The 15,679-nt window shown below is 44.7% G+C and carries 14 protein-coding genes (1 of these 14 running past the window's edge); 6 read left to right on the forward strand and 8 right to left on the reverse strand.

Features of this window, described 5'->3' with window-relative positions:
- Positions 1–48: 48 nt before the first annotated feature.
- Positions 49–738: a hypothetical protein gene (locus AB3489_RS01410; protein ID WP_368293696.1), complete on the reverse strand. Its 690-nt coding sequence runs from the start codon at positions 736–738 to the stop codon at positions 49–51.
- 585 nt (positions 739–1,323) lie between these two features.
- Positions 1,324–1,536, reverse strand: a complete 213-nt coding sequence (locus tag AB3489_RS01415; RefSeq protein WP_015044008.1) for a helix-turn-helix domain-containing protein — start codon at positions 1,534–1,536, stop codon at positions 1,324–1,326.
- Between the two features lie 126 nt (positions 1,537–1,662).
- Between AB3489_RS01415 and AB3489_RS01420 the strand changes: the two genes are divergently transcribed.
- The gene (locus AB3489_RS01420; protein ID WP_368293697.1) at positions 1,663–2,052 is read left to right on the forward strand and encodes a LytR/AlgR family response regulator transcription factor; all 390 of its coding nucleotides are present in this window, start codon (positions 1,663–1,665) and stop codon (positions 2,050–2,052) included.
- A 168-nt stretch (positions 2,053–2,220) separates the two neighbouring features.
- Here the strand turns inward: AB3489_RS01420 and AB3489_RS01425 are convergent, their stop codons facing one another.
- The 3 genes from AB3489_RS01425 to AB3489_RS01435 form a co-directional block, all read right to left on the reverse strand.
- Entirely contained in the window at positions 2,221–2,460 is a 240-nt protein-coding gene (locus AB3489_RS01425; protein WP_119775784.1) for a DUF2922 domain-containing protein, read from the reverse strand.
- A 38-nt stretch (positions 2,461–2,498) separates the two neighbouring features.
- Complete coding sequence (locus AB3489_RS01430; RefSeq protein WP_019226592.1) at positions 2,499–2,726, reverse strand: DUF1659 domain-containing protein; 228 nt, start codon at positions 2,724–2,726, stop codon at positions 2,499–2,501.
- Positions 2,727–2,814: 88 nt separating this feature from the next.
- Entirely contained in the window at positions 2,815–3,603 is a 789-nt protein-coding gene (locus AB3489_RS01435) for a DUF3102 domain-containing protein (protein ID WP_368293698.1), read from the reverse strand.
- Between the two features lie 262 nt (positions 3,604–3,865).
- Here AB3489_RS01435 and AB3489_RS01440 point away from each other — a divergent pair, with 262 nt between their 5' ends.
- Positions 3,866–4,195 carry a nitrous oxide-stimulated promoter family protein gene (locus AB3489_RS01440; RefSeq protein WP_083221911.1) on the forward strand — a complete coding sequence of 110 codons (330 nt, stop codon included), beginning with the start codon at positions 3,866–3,868 and terminating at the stop codon, positions 4,193–4,195.
- A 211-nt stretch (positions 4,196–4,406) separates the two neighbouring features.
- Positions 4,407–4,814 carry a DUF3795 domain-containing protein gene (locus tag AB3489_RS01445; RefSeq protein WP_368294555.1) on the forward strand — a complete coding sequence of 136 codons (408 nt, stop codon included), beginning with the start codon at positions 4,407–4,409 and terminating at the stop codon, positions 4,812–4,814.
- Positions 4,815–4,933: 119 nt separating this feature from the next.
- Here AB3489_RS01445 and AB3489_RS01450 read toward each other — a convergent pair whose 3' ends face one another.
- Positions 4,934–6,187: a DNA polymerase IV gene (locus AB3489_RS01450; protein ID WP_368293699.1), complete on the reverse strand. Its 1,254-nt coding sequence runs from the start codon at positions 6,185–6,187 to the stop codon at positions 4,934–4,936.
- A gap of 10 nt (positions 6,188–6,197) precedes the next feature.
- Positions 6,198–6,461, reverse strand: coding sequence for a hypothetical protein (locus tag AB3489_RS01455; protein ID WP_368293700.1), 264 nt, complete (start codon positions 6,459–6,461; stop codon positions 6,198–6,200).
- Between the two features lie 239 nt (positions 6,462–6,700).
- Here AB3489_RS01455 and AB3489_RS01460 point away from each other — a divergent pair, with 239 nt between their 5' ends.
- Both AB3489_RS01460 and AB3489_RS01465 read left to right on the forward strand, forming a co-directional pair.
- Positions 6,701–9,286, forward strand: a complete 2,586-nt coding sequence (locus tag AB3489_RS01460) for a DUF3656 domain-containing protein (RefSeq protein WP_368294556.1) — start codon at positions 6,701–6,703, stop codon at positions 9,284–9,286.
- 1 nt (position 9,287) lies between these two features.
- The gene (locus tag AB3489_RS01465; RefSeq protein ID WP_368293701.1) at positions 9,288–11,678 is read left to right on the forward strand and encodes an endonuclease MutS2; all 2,391 of its coding nucleotides are present in this window, start codon (positions 9,288–9,290) and stop codon (positions 11,676–11,678) included.
- Positions 11,679–11,749: 71 nt separating this feature from the next.
- Here the strand turns inward: AB3489_RS01465 and AB3489_RS01470 are convergent, their stop codons facing one another.
- A complete protein-coding gene (locus AB3489_RS01470) occupies positions 11,750–14,401 on the reverse strand; it encodes a transglycosylase domain-containing protein (RefSeq protein ID WP_368293703.1) in 2,652 nt (883 codons plus the stop codon).
- Positions 14,402–14,692: 291 nt separating this feature from the next.
- Here AB3489_RS01470 and tyrS point away from each other — a divergent pair, with 291 nt between their 5' ends.
- Positions 14,693–15,679: the 5' portion of a tyrosine--tRNA ligase gene (gene tyrS, locus AB3489_RS01475; RefSeq protein ID WP_368293704.1), read on the forward strand. It continues 249 nt past the right edge of the window; the window shows 987 of its 1,236 coding nt (coding positions 1–987); its start codon is at positions 14,693–14,695; the stop codon falls past the right edge of the window.

The following is a 15,679-nucleotide window of genomic DNA, read 5'->3' on the forward strand; positions in this document are numbered from 1 at the left end:
TCCACTACTAATAAAATATCCGCCGCAGGACGCGGCGGCCCCTTGTATTTAAGAATTAAGCATTTTACCATAAGGCTTAAATACAATTTCAACAAGATCATTGTTCAAATCGTATCCTAATAATTCAATGACATAACGCCCAATAGCTAATAAATAGTCCTTACCTGATACAGCGATTGCAAACATAGCTTTTTCAGGAATAACCGGATCTACATGAGCCCCACCGTTCTTATTTGCCCAGGCATTAATAACCTCTTTGACATTCATAGAATCCCATTGTCGGCTCCAAACTATTTCTTGAGTTAACCAATCGTCTAAAGGTATAGTTTCCTTAGATTTGTCAAATAGGTTTTCGCTTAATATTGATTTGAAGTCATCTGTACCCTCAAATACTTTACCAGTATGTGGATGGAACATTGGATTTTGAATAACTGAACTAATAACGGGATTAATATCACACAAAAGAATTCTTAGCTGAACAGCAATAACATTATAGAATGCTTCAATTTTTAATCCTTCACAGAGAAATATGTTTACTTCAAGTATACGGACAATTTCGTCTAGTTTCTCTTTAAACCCCATCTGACTTCTCTCGAATTTAATAGGGGCGTCGAACTCATCGTTTCCACAAGAACAACATTGTAAGATTTCATCGTTAGTATTAAGTATTACAATCGTTCCGCACCTGCAACATTTGTAAGTGTTTTTGCCCCAATTTTTTCCAGCTTTACACTTCATTAAAACATCTCCCCAATTAAAATTTCCCGCCGCAGGACGCGGCGGCCTCGCGCGCGATTTTATATAACTACGGTATTTCCGAACTAAGTTCGTATATACCTCTTTTTCGGTGGTATTTCCGAACTAGGTTCGGGAATACTTACTATATTTGAAATTAGTTCTTCCATTTCAGCCCCCCGACAAATCCAAACAGCTTATAAACTTCTTTCATCAAGTCTTCCTTCGATAAACTGATCTGGTTTGTCAGAATGCACTTAATTTGGTAACAGCTTTTTACTGATGGGCTTCCGCAGCTATAACCTGTTCGATCAGGAAAGAATCAATCCGGTTACTTTTTAATTTGATATTCGTGAAATTTCACTGCTATCCTTCTAAAAAATTAAAATATGTGGAAATTTATTCTAAAAATAACAAAGCAGCCCTTTGCTGGAAAAGGCTACTTATATATCAGAAAGGATTTATACTTTCTAATAAAAAAAGTGCTGTTCGCACTTTTTTGAAACTATAGTTTTCATCAACTGCCCACTTTTATGAAATGGTCAATAGATGCTGGGAATAGAATGATTGTAATCAATCTTTATCAGCTCAGCGATAAGGTTGTTTATTTTCTGTAAGCCCGACCAGATAGTCAACGCTGGTTTTATAAAACTGTGCGAGTTTAATCATGATGTTCAGTGGAACATCACGTTCCCCTCGCTCATATTTGGAGTATAAAGATTGATCACACATCAGGTATTCTGCAATTTGTTGTTGGGTTAGATCATGATCTTCACGAACATCACGTATTTTTAAGCGCATTATCATCACCAAGGCAAGTATATATTAGGACGATAAGTCCTATTGACATATTGGACTATTTGTCCTAAAATTATTCAACGAAAGCCACTTATGTGATTGTGGAGGAATACGTGGAGGAGATGAGTATTGCTTACTATCGGCATTTGCGATGACAGGCCGTTGTGTCGCCAGTTATTGGAGGCATTCATTCATTTATATGAAAAAGAAAAGGGGGTTTCATTTGATATTTACCAATTTGGCAGTGGTGAAGAGCTTCTTGAAGAACTTAATAAGCTTGGGATGATTTTTGACCTTCTTTTTCTTGATAATAGTATGAAAAAGCTGACCGGTCTTGAAACCGCCAAACAAGTACGGCAATTCGATTCCATGTCAACATGCAGCATCGTGTTTGTGACATCTGCCGATGATCATGATCAATTCATGCAGGTACAGCCTTTACAAGTATTATGCAAGCCCGGTACTCAGGAGCGTATTGATGCTATATTAGACAAAGCTCTGGCCAAAAATACAAGGTAATCAATGACATGTACTATTTTTTGAATTTTTTATAGTTCAAACTTAGCTAAGGTTCATATAATAATATGAACAGTGATCAGGCAAAAGATGAGAGGGGGCGAGGCCGCCGGCAAATCCTGATTGCCGTCAGCCCGCCCCCTCTCTTAATCTTTTATGCGTACTGCCCGCTTACACTTGTGGAGGATCATAAAGGTCATTGGTCGTGGTTTCAATGACCTTTATATCCTTTACCCCTGTAAGGGCACCGTTTGTCGTGAGGAATATCCCGCTTGCTATAAGCGAGTTCATAACGTCCATGGCTTCAGTCAGCAGGATATCCTCTCGCGGTTGGGGAACCGTTAGGGAAAACGTGTTCCCTCCGGTGGTAGCGAAAGTTAATCTTGCTGTTCGGTTGGTGGTCACAGCCAATTGAATCACCTCCTTGACGCCTGAAATTGCCCTCCGCTTTACGCTTCGTTTGTCAATTCATCCGTTCTTCTGAAGTAAACGTCAAGCAGCGTATATTCCGACAGACCGAAGATGGCGTGAGCCGCCTCATAGACAGCTTGATTCGAAGCATTGTAAACAATATTGTTAAGGGTTCGCTGTTTGGTTATCGGAGCACCGGAGGTGCTGACTCCGGTCTGATAAACCAATACCAGAGCGGCGCCGGATGGCGCTGAAACAACGGCCATTCCAATCATCTCCTTTCCCTTTTATTGGACAGCTTACGGCTGTCTTGTACATACTATGCTTGGCTTGTCCAAAGGTTCCCAAAAAAAATCAGGAATTAAATCTAAGCGGCTTCTTGGGGGGCGGCCACTCTTTAATCGTCTCTGCCATGTATTCAATCAGCCGGTTGGCTTCTTTTCTTTTTTCTTCTTTCAGGTTCGGATCGATATGCGCCAGATTGGTGAGCGCTGTCGTCAGATTGAAGAAGGTATCGGCGATCGTTTTGCAGCAAGTGTCGCATTTTTCTACATACTTGATGTGAGCGTCCGGGTCATATTCGGTTTTAAGGTTGTGGGTCGGCAGGGCGGGTTGACCGGCAGAGGGGGCTTCTGCTTTGACATTCTCCGGATTCGTTGGCATTGATGCAGCCTTAGCCTGCTCATTCTTTAATTCGGAGATGGTGCTGTCGATCGTCTCCAGCCCTTTTTTAAGTGCTTGATTCTCCTGAAGAGCCTGCTGCAGCTTCTTGGTGGTCATACCGCCGACATCATTCTGCTCGATGAATTCCTCCCGCTCCTCTGCCGGTAAACCCAGAAGGAGGAGGGCCTGGGTGTAAGTCATATTCGACATTGATGTCGATTTTGACGTGTCCAATCCGTCAGAGAAGTTTGGCCCGTACTCTTGGTAGAGCTTTATCAGTCTTTCGGCAGTTTTCTGGGAATAGCTCACAGACTCTAGCCACTTACCCCATTCCCCGTGTTTGACCAGAGCCTTGGCTTCCTGCAAACGACACCCGATTTCAATGGCGCCGGCAAGCAGGATTTTTTTGGTTTGGCAGGTTATCATATTTATTTCAGCCGCTATGACAAGCGGCGTGCGTTCGCCGGTCGAGTTATCCATTCCGCCCGCCCTTTCATTATGAGTCTAATTACAGCATATGCAGATGGGCTTGGGGTGGTGAGGGCTTGGCCGCTTCGGCTCAGGACATTTGGCCAATTCCGCTAAAGCCAACTCCAATTAAGTAAAATAATGGGGAGGAATTTGTAAATATAATGAAGAATAAATGTTATCAATGGTAAATTTATAGATCATTTGGACTAATTGAGGTTATTATTGGAGTTTGGACGTTCGTTATATAAAATTAATTATAAGGACAGAAAAAATGAGTACAGATAGCAAAAGGCGAAGAAGAGAACGGGTAACGGTTGAGAAAATGATTAATATTTATTGCAAGAAAACCCATACCCCACAAAATAGAAGGTGTGAAGACTGTGAGAGATTATATAAATATTCAAGCAAAAAAATAGAACAATGCATGTTTGGTGAGAACAAACCAGTCTGTGCAAGATGTAAAATACATTGTTATAAACTAGAAATGAGAGTAGAAATAAAGAAAGTTATGAGGTATTCTGGGCCAAGGATGCTGTTTAAGCACCCAATATTAACGTTCTATCACATAATAGATTCTAAGAGAAGTAATAGGAAAGCATGATTGGCTCTTAAATTAACTGCCTTTATTGAAAAAGAACGGCTAGCAATCGAAATAAGACGCATCGGAAATGGCTGAACGTTTTACGACGACATATCGTGCAAAGGCCGTGCCGTCCTGGCTCGGATGAAATGGACTTAAAGTATTTCTTTGTGGTAATCAGATCTCGTGCGACAGTTAAATCACTGATGAGGTACTGTATAAGATGAACAAAATGAGAGAAGAGTTGATTGCTCCTTGCGGGATGAATTGCAGACTTTGTATGGCAAATCAAAGGGAGAAAAATCATTGCAAGGGATGCCGAAATGAGGACGATATAAGGTATAAAACAAAAAATAGCACCAGTTGCATAATCAAAAATTGTTCTGTAATTCAAAGTAATAAATCCGGGTTTTGCTTTGAATGCGACAAATTCCCTTGCATAAGACTAAAACAGTTGGATAAGCGGTATCGAAGTAAATATCACATGAGCATGATTGAAAATCTTGAGCACATTAAGCAATATAATCTGGATTCATTTTTACAGCATGAGGAGATTAGATGGAGTTGCAAAGAATGTGGTAATTTTGTCTGTGTACATAAACATATTTGTTTAGTTTGTAAAACTTCATTTATTGAGTGAAGGGCGGCAGTGTATTCCTTAATGGTTTGGTTCTTTGCTAGGGAGCTTACTCTGTAGAATAAAAAGGACCCGCCGGGGCGTGGAGAACAAGATTTTGCAATATTTTAATTAATTAGAAATTATAATAAGCTAGACATCATGGGATATTCTTCGTCAGAAACAGTACCACCCGCAATTGAACCCAGTCCACTATGTAGGAAGGATGCTCGGAAAACTGATTTTAGACCAAATCTATTACGAATTTCATCGACAGCGTGATCCATTGCACGCTGTTTTTCTATGTCTCGTTCGAATAAGCTTGGCTGAATAAAACGATTTATACATAATTCAGAAACCCTTACTCCAAGATGCCTTATAGGTTCTTTTTTCCATATCTCATCGAAAAGTTCACAGGCAATTTCATGTATGGTATTTGTACAATCTGTAGGAGCAAAGAATTTTCTCTGATGCGAATAGCAATACAATTCGTTCGTCCTGATAGAAACAGATACAAGTTGGGTTAAATATTCTGCCTGACGTAGCCTAGTTGCAACACTTTCAACCAAAGAGAGTAAAACCAGATGCGCTGTTCTTGTATCATCTACATCAAAAGGAATCGTGGTCGAATTCCCAATGCCCTTAATAATGGGTCTTCTATTTATTTTTACGAATGATTCATCTCTGCCATTAGCAAAATTCCAAATCATGAGTCCGTAACTTTTCAGAAAAAGTTCCAAACGCTGTAGCTCGGCATTTGCCAAATCACCAATTGTCTGAATCCCTCTATCTCGAAGTTTAGAAGCAGTTGCTCGGCCAACACCGAAAAGTTCCTCGACAGGCAGCGGCCACATTTTAGTGGACATTTCCTCGGGGAAAAGAGTATGGACCCTATCGGGCTTCTTTAGTTCCGATCCCATTTTCGCCAGAAGTTTATTTGAAGAAATACCAATATTGACTGTAAAACCCAGTTGTTCTTTAATTTGGTCTTTAAGACGATAAGCAGCAGTAACGGGATCACCAAGTACCTTTTCCATTCCTGTATAATCCAAAAAATATTCATCGATTGAGTATTGCTCGATCAAAGGAGAGTATTCACGCAGTACATCTCCGAAAACAGTACTGCATTGCATATAAAGAGAATAATTTGGCGGGACAACAATAAGTTGTGGACATTTTATTTTTGCAGCAAAAACAGATTCTCCTGTAATGATGCCATATTTTTTTGTTGGAATTGATTTAGCTAAGATAATCCCGTGCCTTGTCTCCTGATTACCGCCAACAACTGAAGGTACGGTTCTTAAATCTAGAGAATCTCCATGTTGAAGACGGTGAACAGCTTCCCAGGATAAATAGGCAGAGTTAGCATCAATATGAAAAATAATGCGTTTACTCACAACAACCACCTTAAATCTTATATAAAAACCATTTACCAGTACTAGGTTCAAATTTTAATTCAAAAACCTTTAATACACCATTAATTGTACTCTGGCACCGAAACGTGATCATCTTGTTTCCGGCTGATTTTTCCTCTGAACGAAAAGCGACATGCTCAATGGCAATGATAGAAGGAGCATCGTTTCGTTCTTGAATTTTAAACTTTAATGGTGTAGACACTCCATCAAGTTTAAAGGAAGCTAATACTTCTATGGGTTTCATAACAACTTTCATACGATCCCACCCACAACGCGATAGAACACATGTTCGTATATAGATTATACAGTTGATAAGTTTTTATTACAACAGTTTTGGGGATGGGAATATTCTCCTATAAAGATAAAGCGCCTTTTTATACGAATATATGGACAAAACATTAAAGGAGCGAGTGTAAAAAATTTGCCGCAAAATGATAGTGTGGTATGATTAGAAGAAAAGCAGAAAAAGACGAAACAGGAACGGAGAACGCGATCATGCATTCAGATTTTGGCAGCAGTGCGCGGCAGCATACAAATAAAAAGATGGAACTTCTTGCACCGGCCGGAGGTTACGAGGCATTGAAGGCTGCGGTGGAAAACGGAGCCGATGCCGTCTATCTCGGAGGCAAAATGTTCAATGCCAGAGCTTCGGCCTCGAATTTTGATTCGGAGGAATTGTCTAAGGCGGTGACGTACGCGCACGAACGCGGCGTTAAGGTCTATGTGACGTTAAATATTCTTGTGGCTGACAGCGAATTCTCAGAGCTGGCGGACTATGTCTATCAGCTTTATTCACTTGGCGCAGACGCGTTGATCGTTCAGGACATCGGGGTTGCGAATTTTATCCGGAAAGTTCTGCCGGAGATAAAGCTTCATGCCAGCACGCAGATGACTCAGAATAATATCTACGGGCTGAAGCAACTTGGAAAAATGGGTTTTTCCAGGGTTGTTCTAGCCAGGGAGACTTCGGCGCCGGAAATAGAAAAAATGGTTCAGGCGACGGAGTTGGATGTCGAGGTTTTTGGACATGGCGCACTGTGTATCAGCTATTCCGGACAGTGTCTGATGTCGAGCTATATCGGGGGACGGAGCGGCAACCGCGGAAGGTGTGCGCAGCCTTGCAGGATGGCCTACAGTCTGGTCGACGGCAAAGGCAGGGATCTGCTGGAAGGAAGGAAGACCGGGGAGCACCTTCTAAGCCCGCGTGATCTGAAATTGTTGGACAATCTCGGGGAGCTGCAGCGGATGGGTGTGCGCTCACTGAAGATAGAAGGCCGGATGAAAAGGCCCGAATATGTGGCAACGGTCATCCGGGTCTACCGTAAAGCCTTGGACTTTTTACAGGAACAAAAGGGGCAGGAAATCACAGCCCGGGATCTATATGAGCTGACTCAGATCTTTAACCGGGATTTTACAACCGGATACTTTCAGGGTTACCAGGGAGCGGAGATGATGAGTTTCAGCCGCCCAAACAACCGCGGTACCATGTTGGGCCGAATTACGGATCTAAAAAACAACCGTCTGACACTGAAGCTGGACCGCGAGCTGGGACTCGGAGACGGCCTGGAAATCTGGACAAAAAGAGGCCGCGAAGGGATCAGCGTCGGGAAAATAGGGGTACCCGGAGGCAAAACGGTCGAATGCGCGGCACCCGGAGATACGGTCACCATCGAATTTGAAGGCGCTGCGAATATTGGGGACCGGGTATTCAAAACCCACGATGAGCAGCTGATTACCCAGGCCCGGCTTAGTTTCCAGGAAGGCAAGGAAATGCGCAAGCGGCCGTTAAAGATGCAGCTTTCCGGAAAAGTTGGTCAAAAACTGCGCCTAACTGTCTGGGACGATCAGCAGCACGTTGCGCTGGAATCGCAGTGTGAGGCTCAGGAAGCACAGAATCGGCCACTGACACAGGAGGTTTTGGTAAAACAGCTGGGGCGTCTGGGGAATACCCCGTTTTATCTCGGAGAATTAACGACAGCACTGGAAGGGGATCTGATGATACCGGTCAGTGCGTTGAATGAATTGCGGCGTGCTGCGGTGGAGAAGCTTTTGGAACCGTCTCACAGCAAGCCGGTGCTGACCTTGAATGCGTATCAGGAGCGGACCCACGCTTGGAATCAGCAGCTCAAAACCGGCCGGACCGTATCGGGAAAAACCGGAGCAGGCAAGCATTTGCTCAGTGCCGCGGTGACGGATTCTTCCATGATTACGCCGTTGCTGAAGGCCGGTGCGGACAGAATCATTCTGGGCGGAGAACACTGGCGGTCCAGACCGCCCCTTACCCCGGCAGAGCTGCAGAAGGCACTCGATACGTGTCAAAGCAGGGGAAGAGCGTTGCTATGGAGACTGCCGCGAATCCTGAATCAGACCCAGTGTGAGCAGGTGCTAAAGGATCTGACAAAGGTGGCAGGCTGGTCGTCAAGGCCGGTGATCATGGCCGGGAGCCTGGCGGAAATCGAAATGCTGAAGACCGTTGATCCCGAGTGGACTTGGGAGACGGATTATTTTCTGCATTGTTTTAACGAAGCGGCGTTGGAATGGGTTCACAGGGCAGGCGGAAGGCAGGCAGCCCTTTCCATGGAATTAAGTCAGGAACAGCTTGCCGTTCTGGGCAAATCCGAAGGTATTGAGTTGCTGGTGTTTGGCGATATGGAAATGATGGTCAGTGAATTCTGTCTTCCCGGCGCTGTGCTGGGGGAGGGGAAAGACGGAGCCCGCAACAAATGCGGAAAGGCCTGTCAAAACAGAGACCTGTACCTGAAGGACCGCATGGCTTATCACTTCCCACTGGCTGCGGATCAAGAGTGCCGGATGCATGTCTTCAATGCCAAAACCTTGAATCTGGTAACCGAACTGTCTAAAATAGCCGATATGGGCATCAGAAATATCCGGCTGGAACTGCTTCGGGCATCTCTGCCCCAGGCTGAACGTGCCGTTACAGTATTTCACCAGCTTTGGAAAGAAACGGCTGGAGGCAAGAATATAGGCAAAGAGGAAACCGAGGAAGCGATGAAAAGCTTGGAGGAGCTTTATCCCGATGGCTTTACCAGAGGACATTTTTATAGAGGGGTGCTAACATAAATTGATAGCTTCAGATAAAGTCCTGGCAAAACTGGATTTTGGCGCAGTCAGAGAACGGCTTAGGAATCATTGTATGCTTCCCGGAGCGAAAGAATTAGCGGAAGCACTTGCTCCGGAGTCTGACCTGCGTACCGTAAGGGCGTTGCTCCGCGAAACGGACGAAGGGAAAATTCTCCTTAGGATTAACCCTTTGTTTTCAGTCAGGGGAGCGCGGGAAATTCGTCCTTATCTGGAAAGATGTGACCGGGGAGGAACCTTAAATCCGGAAGAATTACTGGAAATCAGAGATACGTTGAAAACTGCCCGCCGCCTAAAGAATACGCTGATAGATGGCGGTCAGTCTGGAAAAGATCAGTACAGCGAATTATATGCCCTCAGAGAAACGGTCGATGGGATTGTACCTCAGAAAGAGATAGAAGATGATATCTCCCGCAGTGTCTCCGAGGACGGGGATATCAATGACCGGGCTTCCGAAGAGCTGGCCAGACTGCGGAAAGCGAAAGGGATAAGTCAGCAGCGGATCAAGGAAAGCCTTGACGGTATTCTAAGAAATCCGAGCTATCAAAAGATGCTTCAGGACAATGTCATTACAAGCAGAGGGGACCGCTATGTGGTTCCGATTAAAATGGAATACAGTTCAGCTTTTCCCGGAATTGTCCATGATCAGTCAGCCAGCGGTGCGACCCTTTTTATCGAACCGATGGCAGTGGTCCAGCTCGGCAATGAACTGAGGGAGATCACCCTGATAGAGAACAGGGAAGTTCAAAAGATTCTTCAGCAGCTCACAGCAAAAGTTACTGCCAGGATTCCGGAAATCCTGCTGTTGAATGAAGCCTTGATTAAGCTGGATTTTATTCTGGCGAAAGCCCGTCTAAGTGAAGATATGGAAGCCGGGTCACCGCTTGTAATGAATAAACAGGAGGTCAAGCTGATTGGCGCGAGACATCCTCTGCTCACCGGGCCTGTTGTACCGATATCCGTCGGACTGGGGATAGATGATCAATTTCTGATCATTACCGGCCCGAACACCGGAGGAAAGACTGTGACGCTGAAGACGATCGGCCTTATGGCGGTGATGATGCAGTCCGGGCTGCATATTCCGGCTGAAAGTGAATCACGGCTCGGGATCTTTACCCGGATTTTTGTCGATATCGGTGACGAGCAGAGTGTCGAACAGTCTTTGAGTACGTTCTCCGCCCATATGACCAATATTGTTGATATTACCCGGGAAGCCGACAGCTGTTCCCTGGTTCTGCTGGACGAACTTGGAGCCGGGACGGATCCGGGCGAAGGGGCAGCCCTGGCCATGGCGATTCTTGCGGAATTATTGGAGCGCGGGAGCTGCGGGGTGGCTACGACGCACTACGGCGCGTTAAAGACCTTTGCCTACAATACACCTCGGGTAGAAAATGCTTCAGTAGAGTTTAATCCGGAAACGCTCAAGCCCACCTACCGCCTGCTGATCGGTATTCCCGGACGCAGCAATGCCTTATCGATTGCCCAGCGGCTCGGACTTGGCAGTGGCATTCTGGAAAAAGCCCGCTCCTTTATCTCTGAGCGGGATACGAAGGAGAGCGATCTCCTGGAAAACCTCGAGGATACGCAAAGAGAGATTGAACTTAAAAAACGGAGCGTGGAAGAAGAGCAGAAGAAGGCTGAATATAAAGCCGCGGAGCTGAAGAAAAAGAATCTGGAACTGGAAGAAAAATACGAAGATATTATCCGCAAAGCCAAAGAAGAGGCTATCGACGTTGTCCGTCAGGCCAGACTCGAAGCCGAAGGTATCATCAAAGAAATCAAGGAAGCCCAAAAGAAAGAACGGCGTGAACAGGAAGCGGCTCTGGAGAAAACACGTCAGGGGCTGAAAAAACTCTCTGAAAAGGTGTATGAAACCGAGTATACCGGAAAAAACAAATCCGGACCGAAGCCCGGGCAAGTAGAACCGGGGCAAACGGTCTATATGCCAAATCTTAGACAAAAAGGCCAGGTCCTGCAAAAACCGGATAACAACAATGAAGTGTTGGTCCAGACGGGTATCTTGAAAGTCAGCGTTCCGCTGTCTGAAATCCGGTTGGTCGATGAGACAAGAAAACCGGAACACTTTGCAAAAACCATTCAAGGTACTTTCGGGCTGAGCAAAGCGGTAAATCTCAGAAGTGAAATCGACCTCCGGGGAAAACTGGTCGAAGAAGGCATCCTGATGCTGGATAAATATCTGGATGATGCTGTGATTACAGGAATTAATCAGGTCAGCGTGATTCATGGCAAAGGGACAGGCGCCCTGCGGGCAGGCATTCATCAGTTCTTGAAGAGACATCCCCATGTTGCTGCTTACCGCTTAGGTGAGTTTGGCGAAGGCGATTCCGGGGTCACGATCGTTGAATTAAAGTAACCCAAACTAGCCACAAAAAAAACACTGCCGAGGTTATCTAAACCATCGGCAGTGTTTTTTTGAGAGGATTATTAATTACTGATTTCCAACGTCACGGGATTTGACGGAGGACCCTCTGTAAAAGAGTCATTGTCCATCAGAACACCCCAGAAGGTGTAGGTTCCGGAGACTGCTCCGGCACCGAAAAGATCTAAACGGTATTGAATCGTCCTCTTGTTTCCGTCTTCTGGCACATACGTTTCAAGATAGGATTGTCCCGGTTTCTTGATATACAGCTTAACAGTATATTTTTTACTGTTATAGTTGGAAACCGGAAGCTGAACAAGCGTGCTCGATCCGTCATAATACGGAGAAGATAAAGACAACTGAGGAATACTTGAATCTCCTGCCGGTGGAGTCTCACCGCTGGTAGAGCTGCCACTTTCATTCACGTATTTGTCCGGAGCCTTATAGGGGGCTTCGTCCGACGGCCAGGTCACATCTTTAGGCCGCCCCAGAACGTTCAGGCAAAGCCTCGATACGGCATTCATGCTGCCTACGGGGGCTAAAAGATTGGGGTTATTAGCATCGACCATCACTTGGACCCAAACATCACTAACTTTTGTTGGAACACTGTCTGCCGCACATATTTCTGATTTAACAAATTCTGAAGGAGTCAGACTGCTTGGCAGAAGACCTGATTTGGAATCGAATTTTACGGTTGTAAGCCCTTCGGGACGGCTGATACTTGACTGAACTGCCAGTCCTTCGTGGGCAACCGTCATGACCTGTTTCCAGATGCTGGCCGGGTAGCTGCCGCCATATACCTTATACAGGTAATGGCTTGTATCTGTCTGATCATACCCCATCCAGACAACCCCCGCGTATTTTGGGCTATAGCCGGCAAACCAGGCATCGGGATTACCGGACCTATTGCCAAATTTAGCAGGATCCAGGGATGTTGTACCCGTCTTACCGCAGATATACCAATTGCCAATCCGGGCCTTTGTGCCTGTTCCGTAGGTTACAACGCTCCTAAGGAGATCATTCATCAAATAGGCAGTGGTTTCTTTCATCACTCTTTTCTCGGAAGGCGTGTTTTCGACCAATGTTTTACCATCGGGGCCTAAAACTTTAATAACACTGTAAGGTTCAGCTTTGACACCGTTATTGGCAAATGTTCCGTAAGCTGAAGCCATCTGCAGGGTGGAAATATCAAATGTCCCGAGGGCCATACTTAATACTTTGTCATTGTTGGTTAGGGAAAGCCCCAGATTATTCTTGGCGAACTGCCAGCCGTTTTCAACCCCGAGAGAGCTTAAAAGTTTTACGGCGTAAACGTTTACAGAGTCCTCAACAGCTTCGCGCATCGTGATCAAACCCCGCCAACCGGAAGTAATTGTGTCATAATCCGTCGGGGCCCAGACAGTGCCGTCACCGTTATTAAATTTAACGGGCATATCATCGAATACTGTTCCAGGATAATAACCGCCGTGTTCAAGTGCCGGCGCATAGACAACCAGTGGCTTGGCAGTCGATCCAGGCTGTCTTTTGGACTGGTAAGCGCGGTTCAAACCCATCGGGGTGTATTCCCGGCCGCCTACCATGGCTGCGATCGCCCCGCTATCGGGCTCTAGTACAGTCATCGCACCTTGAACGGAAGTCCCGTCCTTACTGTTAGCAGGGAAATTCTTGGAGTCTGCAAAAGCTTCCTCGGCTTTGGTCTGGATTTTTGAATTTACAGTCGTATAAATCTTTAAACCACCGCTATAGATCTGTTCAGGTGTAAAGCCATATTTAGCCTGAAGCTCGGAAATTACATAGTCAACAAAGTAAGGGTGTTGTTTGTTGCGCGTTGCAATTTCGGGCATTTGGACATTCTTTTGTTTGGATTTAACCTGGTCAACAAACGTGAAAGGTGTATCGACATACTTGTCATAATCAGCCTGTGTAATAATGCCATTGTCTCTCATCACACCCAGGACGATCGTTCGTCTTGCTTTGGCTTTTTCCGGATAAAAGTATGGGTCATAACCGCTTGGAGCTTGAGGGAGGCCGGCCAGCATGGCGATTTCAGCCGGATTCAGATCCTTAAGTTCTTTGTTAAAATAAGTCAAAGAAGCGGTCCGGATTCCGAAAGACGATTCCCCTAAGTAAATCCGATTCAAGTAAAAGGTCAGAATTTCGTTCTTGGTGTACACATGCTCAATCTGAAGAGCTAGAACGGCTTCCTGGATCTTGCGCGAAAGCTTCTGCGCCGTCGGATCTTCAATAAAAGCGTTTTTGGCGAGCTGAATCGTGATGGTGCTGCCGCCTTCGACGACTTCGCCGGCTTTCAAATTATTAAAAGCCGATTTGATAATCCGGATCGGGTCTGCCCCAAAATGTTTATAAAACCGTTTATCTTCCACCGCGATAAACGTTTCCTTCACAGTGTCCGGAATGTCTTCATAGTCGACCAGCAGTCTGTTTTCGGAGGAGTGAAGCTGGGCAATCGAATTTTGTTCATTGTCATAGACCACAGAGGATTGTTTCTGACCTGTCAGCAGCTCAACATCTAATTTGGGGGTTTTTGCAACAGCAACAATTAAGTAAATACCTAAAATCACAATAAGTAGAATGATGATAAGAAGAGGAATTCTGAAGTAGGGTGTATTAAAAAACTTTTTTTTCTTTTTGACAGGGTGAACCCGCCTGTTTTTCTGATCTGCGTTACGGTTATGATAATCATTGTTATTAGCCATTTTTTGCCTCCTAGATAAAGACTTATTAATAAGCATTTAGATTAATAAGCTCAAAACATTATATCATATTTTAAAGGCTGTAAAAACAGTATCAATTTGGTAAGAGGTTGATATAAAATTTATATTTCTTTATAATATAAGATACTTAAAGCGCAAAGAACTTTATATAGCACCATGTCAGCTCCAAATTTTATTATTCTGGCGGTGTATTTGATAAATTAATTTTATTATCCTTTATAAGGAAGACAAGGTACTTAAAGTTATATCGAAGAATGGAAGGAATGTTTTGAATTGATCAATTTAGACAAAGAAGTACAAAGACAAATGGAGATATTAAGAACAGGTGCTGCTGAGATTGTGCCGGAGGATGAGCTGAAAGAAAAAATAAAGAATTCCCTTTTGTCAAATAAGCCGCTGACGGTTAAGCTTGGGCTTGACCCGACGGCTCCAGATATTCATTTGGGACATACTGTTCCTTTGCAGAAAATGAGACAGTTCCAGGATCTGGGGCATCAGGCAGTGATCATCATCGGAGATTTTACGGGCAGGATAGGTGATCCTACGGGAAAATCCGAAACTAGAAAGGCATTGACCCAAGAAGAAGTGCTTCGGAATGCGGAAACCTATAAAGAACAGATATTTAAAATTCTCGATCCCGCTAAAACAAGGATTGAGTTTAATGCCACCTGGCTTTCAAAGCTCAGTTTTGAAGAGGTCATTAAGTTAGCTTCCAATTGTACGGTTGCCAGAATGCTGGAAAGAGATGATTTTGCCAAGAGATATCAGGAGGAACGGCCGATCAGCATTCATGAATTCTTTTACCCATTGATGCAGGGCTATGACTCGGTAGCGTTGCAAAGTGACGTCGAACTAGGAGGGACAGACCAGAAGTTTAATTTACTTATGGGCCGTACGCTGCAAAAAGATTATGGGCAATTACCGCAGGTTGCTTTAACAACGCCAATCCTTGAGGGACTTGACGGCGTTCATAAAATGAGTAAAAGTCTTGGTAATTACATCGGAGTCTATGAAAGCCCCAGAGAAATGTTTGGAAAAACGATGTCTCTGCCGGACGAATTGATGATTCGCTATTTCGAATTGGTCACAAAAGTGCCTGTTGACGAAATTCGCCGTCTCGAAAAGGGCCTTGCTGACGGCAGCGTTCATCCGCGTGACTTAAAAATGCGTCTGGGATGGGAGATTGTCCGAATTTATCATGGAGATGCCGAAGCTGATCAGGCAAAAGACGAATTTATTAAAATGTTTCAGAAAAAAGAA

The organism is Dehalobacter sp. TBBPA1, assembly GCF_040931655.1.
Taxonomy (GTDB): domain Bacteria; phylum Bacillota; class Desulfitobacteriia; order Desulfitobacteriales; family Syntrophobotulaceae; genus Dehalobacter; species Dehalobacter restrictus.

What these genes read in the sequence shown, in the direction of transcription:
- AB3489_RS01410 (WP_368293696.1), bottom strand. Translation starts at nt 738, where the DNA reads ATGAAGTGTAAAGCTGGAAAAAATTGGGGCAAAAACACTTACAAATGT.
- AB3489_RS01415 (WP_015044008.1), bottom strand. Translation starts at nt 1,536, where the DNA reads ATGCGCTTAAAAATACGTGATGTTCGTGAAGATCATGATCTAACCCAA.
- AB3489_RS01430 (WP_019226592.1), bottom strand. Translation starts at nt 2,726, where the DNA reads ATGGCCGTTGTTTCAGCGCCATCCGGCGCCGCTCTGGTATTGGTTTAT.
- AB3489_RS01435 (WP_368293698.1), bottom strand. Translation starts at nt 3,603, where the DNA reads ATGGATAACTCGACCGGCGAACGCACGCCGCTTGTCATAGCGGCTGAA.
- AB3489_RS01440 (WP_083221911.1), top strand. Translation starts at nt 3,866, where the DNA reads ATGAGTACAGATAGCAAAAGGCGAAGAAGAGAACGGGTAACGGTTGAG.
- AB3489_RS01445 (WP_368294555.1), top strand. Translation starts at nt 4,407, where the DNA reads ATGAGAGAAGAGTTGATTGCTCCTTGCGGGATGAATTGCAGACTTTGT.
- AB3489_RS01455 (WP_368293700.1), bottom strand. Translation starts at nt 6,461, where the DNA reads ATGAAAGTTGTTATGAAACCCATAGAAGTATTAGCTTCCTTTAAACTT.
- AB3489_RS01460 (WP_368294556.1), top strand. Translation starts at nt 6,701, where the DNA reads ATGCATTCAGATTTTGGCAGCAGTGCGCGGCAGCATACAAATAAAAAG.
- AB3489_RS01470 (WP_368293703.1), bottom strand. Translation starts at nt 14,401, where the DNA reads ATGGCTAATAACAATGATTATCATAACCGTAACGCAGATCAGAAAAAC.